The following is a 5779-nucleotide window of genomic DNA, read 5'->3' as shown; positions in this document are numbered from 1 at the left end:
GACCCGCCGCAACCCGAACCGACCACCCACCCACGCCCACCCACGGCAACCGCGACATGGCGCAACCCGAGCGATCGCCCGCCCACGCCCACCCACCGCAACCGCGACGTGGCGCAACCGAGCCAATCACCCGCTCAGGCCCGCCCGCGACACCCCACCCTGCGGCAACCCGGGGCCGATCACCCGGGCCCGCCCGGCCCCAGCCGGCCGGATCAACTCACGGACGGACCCAAAATCGGGGTGACGAATGGGTCAAACGCCTAAAATCCCTCAAGACGCCTAAGGAGGGTCGCCGCCATGACCGCAGCGATGGAGATGCCCCGGGTGCAGGAGTGCACAGTCAGGTCCTGCGCCTACAACCACACGAACGACTGCCACGCCTTCGCGATCACGATCGGCAGCAGCGACCACGCGCACTGCCACACGTTCATCGAGGCGCCGGTACGCGGCGGCATCGACCGGATCAACGCCCAGGTCGGCGCCTGCACCCGGTCGGACTGCCAGCACAACTCCGACCTGGAGTGCCACGCCCCGGCGATCACCGTCGGCCCGCGGATGGACCTGGCCGACTGCCAGACCTACGTGAGCCGCTGACGCATCGAACCCACCGAGGCATCGGGCCTGCGCCGCAGGCGGGGCTGCGCGGCGGCGAGCCCGATGCCTCAGGACAGGCCGTTGGCCTCGCGGATCACGGTGACCAGGTCGTCGATGATGCCGGTCAGCGCGAAGTCCTTCGGGGTGAAGACCCGGGCCACCCCGGCGGCCCGCAGCGCCTGCGCGTCGGCGGCCGGGATGATCCCGCCGACCACCACGGGCAGGTCGGCCCGCCCGGCGGCCCGCAGCCCGTCCAGCACGGCCGGCACGGCGGCCAGGTGCGAGCCGGAGAGCACCGAGAGACCGACCAGGTCCACGTCCTCCTCGACGGCGGCGGCCACGATCTGCCCGGCAGTGAGCCGGATGCCCTGGTAGACCACCTCGAAGCCGGCGTCGCGGGCGCGTACCGCGATCTGCTCGGCGCCGTTGGAGTGCCCGTCCAGTCCGGGCTTGCCGACCAGCAACCGCAGCCGACCGCTGCCCAACTCCCGGGCGGTGGCGACGACCCGCTCCCGGACCGCCGCGAGGCCCGCGTCGCCGCCGGCTCCGGCCGCGCCCGCCAGGCCCGTCGGGGCCCGGTACTCGCCGAAGACCTGGCGCAGCGCGCCCGCCCACTCGCCGGTGGTCACCCCGGCCCGCACGCACTGCAGCGTCGCGGGCATCAGGTTCGTCGTGGTCGCGGCGTCCGCCCGGAGCAGGGCCAGTGCCGCGTCCACGGCCGCCGCGTCCCGGCCGGCCCGCCACTCGCGTACGGCGTCCGTGGCGGACGCCTCGACCGCCGGGTCGACCTGCTCGACCGCCTCAGCGCCGGCCGCGGTCAGCGGCGACGGCTCGGTCTCGGTGAACTTGTTGACCCCGACCACCACGTCGGTGCCGGCCTCCATCCGCCGGCGACGGTCGGCGAGCGAGGCGACCAGGGCGCTCTTCAGGTAGCCGGTCTCCACGGCGGCCACCACCCCGCCCATCTCCAGCACCTTCTCCAGCTCGACCCGGGCCCCGGCGACGATGTCGTCGACCAGCGCGGTCATCACGTGCGAGCCGTCGAACAGGTCCGGGTACTCCAGCAGGTCCGACTCGTACGCCAGCACCTGCTGCATCCGCAGCGACCACTGCTGGTCCCACGGGCGGGGCAGGCCCAGCGCCTCGTTCCAGGCGGGCAGCTGCACCGCGCGCGCCCGGGCGTCCCGGGAGAGTGTGACACCGAGCATCTCCAGCACGATGCGCTGGATGTTGTTCTCCGGCTGGGCCTCGGTCAGGCCCAGCGAGTTGACCTGGACGCCGTAGCGGAAGCGGCGCTGCTTCGGATTCTCGACGCCGTACCGGTCCCGGGTGATCTCGTCCCAGAGCGCGCCGAACGCGCGCATCTTGGCGATCTCCTCGACGAAGCGCACCCCGGCGTTGACGAAGAACGAGATCCGCTGGACCACGTCACCCATCCGCTCGGCGGGCACCTGGCCGGAGTCGCGGACCGTGTCGAGCACGGCGACCGCGGTGGCGAGGGCGAAGCCGACCTCCTGCACCGGCGTCGCGCCCGCCTCCTGGAGGTGGTACGAGCAGATGTTCACCGGGTTCCACTTCGGCATCTCGCGCAGCGTGTACGCGATGACGTCCGCGGTCAGCCGCAGCGACGCCGCCGGCGGGAAGATGTACGTCCCCCGGGACAGGTACTCCTTGATGATGTCGTTCTGCGTGGTGCCAGCGCAGCCAGCCAGCTCGGCGCCCTGCTCGGTGGCGACCGTGCCGTAGAGGCCGAGCAGCCACATGGCCGGCGCGTTGATCGTCATCGAGGTGTTCATCCCGGCCAGCGGGATGCCGTCGAAGAGGGCCCGCATGTCGCCGAGGTGCGCCACCGGGACACCCACCCGGCCCACCTCACCGGCGGCCAGCTCGTGGTCCGGGTCGTACCCCGTCTGGGTGGGCAGGTCGAAGGCGACGGAGAGCCCGGTCTGCCCCTTCGCCAGGTTGCGGCGGAAGAGCGCGTTGGTGGCCGCGGCGGAGGAGTGCCCGGCGTAGGTGCGCATCACCCAGGGCCGGTCGCGCTCCGGCAGCCGCCCCGATGGAGCCTTCTCATCCATGGCCGGAGTTTAAGTTACCGTTCAGTAAAACGGGCTGTGGAAAACCACACAGGTCCATGGAGGGGATCGCCGGGCACGAGCGGCGCGACATGGCCGACACCACCACACCCCGGGCCCCCGCCGGGTGCGGGGCGGACGCACACTGGACGTCATGGATGACGAGCTCGCGATCTCCGTACGGGGACTGCGCAAGGCGTACGGCGACAACGTCGCGGTGGCGGGCGTGGACCTGGACGTCCACCGGGGCGAGGTGTTCGCCCTGCTCGGCCCGAACGGCGCCGGCAAGACCACCACCGTGGAGATCCTGGAGGGCTACCGGCGGCGAGACGCCGGCGAGGTACGCGTGCTCGGCGCCGACCCGGCCGCCCCCGACCCGCACTGGCGTTCCCGGGTCGGCATCGTGCTCCAGGGCACCGGAGAGTTCGACGAGCTGACCGTCGGCGAGGTGGTCCGGCACTTCTCCGGCTTCTACCCGGACGCGGACGACCCGGAGAAGGTGATCGAGCGGGTCGGGCTGGGCGCCAAGGCGAAGGCCCGGACGCACACCCTCTCCGGCGGGCAGAAGCGCCGCCTCGACGTGGCGCTCGGCATCATCGGCCGCCCCGAGCTGCTCTTCCTGGACGAGCCGACCACCGGCTTCGACCCGGAGGCCCGGCGGGAGTTCTGGGAGCTGATCCGGGACCTGGCCGCCGCCGGCACCACCATCGTGCTGACCACGCACTACCTGGACGAGGCCGAGGCGCTAGCCGACCGGGTGGGCGTGATCGCCGCCGGCCGGGTGGTCGAGGTGGCCCCGCCGAACCGGCTCGGCAACCGGCAGGAGGGCCTGGCGACGGTCTCCTGGCGTACTCCGGACGGAACGCCGGAGAGGGCGGAGACCGCGACGCCGACGGCGCTGGTGGCGGAGCTGGCCGCGCGCTTCGGCGGCGAGGTTCCCGGCCTCACCGTGACCCGGCCGACCCTGGAAGACGTCTACCTGCGGATGATCGGACACTCATGACCACCACCACGAAGCCGGCCACCCCGGTCGCCGCCGCGCCGGCCCGGCGTCTCGGCGCCGGCGCCCTGGCGCTGCGCCAGGGGCGGCTGGAGATCACCCAGTTCCTGCGCAGCCGGGAATCCGTCGTCTTCACGATGGGCTTCCCGATCATCATGATCCTGATCTTCGCGGCGATCTTCAACGACGAGATCGCGCCGGGGGTCAGCTACACCCAGTACTTCATCACCGGCATGATCGCGACCGGCCTGATGACGGTGAGCTTCCAGAACCTCGGCATCTGGATCCCGGTCGAGCGGGACCGGGGCGTGCTCAAGCGCTACCGGGGCACCCCGATGCCGAAGTGGGTCTGGTTCGCCGGAAAGGTGATCATGGTGGTGGCGATCGGCCTCGCCGAGACCGCGTTGCTGCTCGCGGTGTCGGTGGCGCTGTTCGACCTGAAGCTGCCCGACACCGCCGCCAAGTGGGCCACCTTCGGCTGGGTGGCGGTTCTCGGCGTCACCGCCTGCACCCTGTGCGGCATCGCCATCTCCTCGCTGGCCCGCACCGCCCGCAGCGGCTCGGCCGTGGTCACCCCGGTCGCCCTGGTCCTCCAGTTCATCTCCGGGGTGTTCTTCGTCTTCACCAGCCTGCCGGCCTGGATGCAGCAGGTCGCCGCGCTCTTCCCGCTCAAGTGGATGTGCCAGGGGCTGCGCTCGGTCTTCCTGCCCGACAGCTTCGGCGGGCAGGAGCCGGGCGGCTCGTTCGAGCTGGGGCGGGTCGCCCTGGTGCTCGGCGCCTGGTGCCTGATCGGTCTGGTGCTCTGCCTGACCACCTTCCGCTGGACCACCAAGCGCGACGGCTGACCCCGGGCCGATGCCCGGGGAGCGTCGTGTCGCCGCAGGTGGAACACTCCGCGGCAGGGCTCACACCCTGACCCGGCGGACGCTGCTGACCGCCGGTGCCAGCGTGGCCGCCGTCGCCGTGGTCGGCGGGCTGGCCGCCCGGGACCTGTCCCGCCCCGCGTCGACGCCGACCGCCGGCCCGGACGTCCCGGCAGGTGACGAGCGGCTGATCCGCATCGCATCCGGCGCCCGGGGCCGCGAGGTGGACTTCTGGACCGCCGTCCCCGCGGGGTACGGCGGCGGCCGCGGCCTGCCCGTCTGCCTGGTGCTGCACGGCGCGTCGGCCACCCCCCGGGACTTCGGTCGGCTCGGGCTGGCCCGTTTCCTCACCGACGCGGTCCGCCGCGGCACCCCGCCCTTCGTGCTCGCCGCCGCCACCGGCAACCGGCTCTGGCGCCCCGCCGGGGACGACGACCCGCGGCGGATGGTGCGCGAGGAGATGCCCGCCTGGTGCGCCCGGCGCGATTTCGACAGCAGCCGGCTCGCCGTCTGCGGCTGGTCCACCGGTGGCGCCGGGGCGCTGCTGCTCGCCGAGGCGTACCCGGGGTGGCTGCGCACGGCGGCCGCCCTCTCCCCCGCCGTGCGCCCCGGCGACGAGGTCTTCGCCGACGTGCGGAAGCTGCGGGACACTCCGGTCGGGCTCTGGTGCGGCCGGCAGGACAACTTCCTCAAGGACGTCCGCGCCCTGGCCCGGGCGCTGCCCGAACCACCGGCCCGCGCCGAGTGGACCGACGGCCGGCACAACTTCGGCTACTGGAACACCGTCATCCCGGACGCGTTCGCCCTGCTGGGCGCCGCACTCACCCCGCCCCGGGCAAACTGATCCCCGGCGTCGCCACCGGCGGGTGTCGGGGTGCGCTGGCATGCTTCCCGGCATGGACGAGGGACGGCTCATGGCCGAACGGATGTACCACGCCTTCAACGGACGGGACGCGGCGGCGACCGGCGACATCTTCGCCGACGACTTCCGCAGCCACCCGTTGCAGGCCACCGGGCCGCAGTGCGTGCGGGACGCATGGCAACGGATGTGGGCCCACCATCCCCGGATCGAGGTACGGCTGGTGGACCTGGTGACCGACGGGCGGCGGGTCGCCACCCGCACCGAGGTCGTCGGCTTCGCCGACGGCTCCACGGCCACGATGCTGGAGATGTTCACCGTGACCGGCGGGCGGATCCGGGAACTGTGGGGCCTGTCGAGCCAGCCGCGGGCCGCCCGCGGCTGACCTACG

At 73.0% G+C, this 5779-nt stretch carries 6 protein-coding genes; 5 read left to right on the top strand and 1 reads right to left on the bottom strand.

Annotation, left to right across the window (positions count from 1 at the left end):
- The first annotated feature begins 297 nt into the window (after window positions 1–297).
- Window positions 298–594 (top strand): DUF1540 domain-containing protein, encoded by a 297-nt coding sequence (locus ACL02O_RS33540; protein WP_412822204.1) that lies wholly within the window; start codon window positions 298–300, stop codon window positions 592–594.
- 68 nt (window positions 595–662) lie between these two features.
- Here ACL02O_RS33540 and ACL02O_RS33535 read toward each other — a convergent pair whose 3' ends face one another.
- Window positions 663–2669 carry a protein meaA gene (locus ACL02O_RS33535; protein ID WP_412822203.1) on the bottom strand — a complete coding sequence of 669 codons (2007 nt, stop codon included), beginning with the start codon at window positions 2667–2669 and terminating at the stop codon, window positions 663–665.
- 151 nt (window positions 2670–2820) lie between these two features.
- On the opposite strand from ACL02O_RS33535, the gene ACL02O_RS33530 reads away from it, so the two are divergent.
- From ACL02O_RS33530 to ACL02O_RS33515, 4 genes are read left to right on the top strand one after another with little or no spacing between them, the layout of a single operon-like run.
- Window positions 2821–3669 carry an ABC transporter ATP-binding protein gene (locus ACL02O_RS33530; protein WP_412822202.1) on the top strand — a complete coding sequence of 283 codons (849 nt, stop codon included), beginning with the start codon at window positions 2821–2823 and terminating at the stop codon, window positions 3667–3669.
- On the top strand, window positions 3666–4511 hold the full coding sequence (locus ACL02O_RS33525) for an ABC transporter permease (RefSeq protein WP_412822201.1): 846 nt from the start codon (window positions 3666–3668) through the stop codon (window positions 4509–4511). The genes ACL02O_RS33530 and ACL02O_RS33525 overlap by 4 nt, the downstream gene beginning before the upstream one ends.
- A gap of 10 nt (window positions 4512–4521) precedes the next feature.
- The gene (locus ACL02O_RS33520) at window positions 4522–5373 is read left to right on the top strand and encodes an alpha/beta hydrolase (protein ID WP_412822200.1); all 852 of its coding nucleotides are present in this window, start codon (window positions 4522–4524) and stop codon (window positions 5371–5373) included.
- A gap of 52 nt (window positions 5374–5425) precedes the next feature.
- Window positions 5426–5773 (top strand): nuclear transport factor 2 family protein, encoded by a 348-nt coding sequence (locus ACL02O_RS33515; RefSeq protein ID WP_412822199.1) that lies wholly within the window; start codon window positions 5426–5428, stop codon window positions 5771–5773.
- Window positions 5774–5779: the final 6 nt, after the last annotated feature.

Origin of the sequence: Micromonospora mangrovicola, assembly GCF_047200535.1 — a bacterium.
GTDB lineage: Bacteria > Actinomycetota > Actinomycetes > Mycobacteriales > Micromonosporaceae > Micromonospora.
This window is presented reverse-complemented; position numbering and strand designations above follow the sequence as displayed.

Coding starts and splice junctions, on each gene's coding strand:
- ACL02O_RS33540 (WP_412822204.1), top strand. CDS start 298: ATGACCGCAGCGATGGAGATGCCCCGGGTGCAGGAGTGCACAGTCAGG.
- ACL02O_RS33535 (WP_412822203.1), bottom strand. CDS start 2,669: ATGGATGAGAAGGCTCCATCGGGGCGGCTGCCGGAGCGCGACCGGCCC.
- ACL02O_RS33530 (WP_412822202.1), top strand. CDS start 2,821: ATGGATGACGAGCTCGCGATCTCCGTACGGGGACTGCGCAAGGCGTAC.
- ACL02O_RS33525 (WP_412822201.1), top strand. CDS start 3,666: ATGACCACCACCACGAAGCCGGCCACCCCGGTCGCCGCCGCGCCGGCC.
- ACL02O_RS33520 (WP_412822200.1), top strand. CDS start 4,522: ATGCCCGGGGAGCGTCGTGTCGCCGCAGGTGGAACACTCCGCGGCAGG.
- ACL02O_RS33515 (WP_412822199.1), top strand. CDS start 5,426: ATGGACGAGGGACGGCTCATGGCCGAACGGATGTACCACGCCTTCAAC.